The following is a 294-nucleotide window of genomic DNA, read 5'->3' on the forward strand; positions in this document are numbered from 1 at the left end:
GGGCTGCTGGGTGCTTTGAAGTGGCTCTCGTCATGATCCACATCGCGGATCGTCAAAGTGCCGCTTGCTGTGGCAACACCTGCATCGGTATTACCTGCACCACCAGCTTCAATCACCTTGCCGCTGGTATCACCACTAATAACGGGTTTGTCATTGGTGCCGGTGATGGTGACGACGATGTCCTGGGTGGCAGTGCCATCCTCGCTCTTTACCTGCAAGGTATCCGTTACCCGCTCGTTCTCGTTAAGGAACTGAATCTTGCTTGGGTCGACGGCGTAGCTCCACTCACCCGTC

At 55.8% G+C, this 294-nt stretch carries 1 protein-coding gene; it reads right to left on the reverse strand.

The genetic code is table 11. The annotated features are described in order from the left end of the window. Positions 1 to 294 (reverse strand): VCBS domain-containing protein (locus ACUHMQ_RS21260; RefSeq protein WP_445297421.1); only part of this gene is annotated, 294 nt, incomplete at both ends.

Source organism: Chitinimonas violaceus (assembly GCF_052601015.1).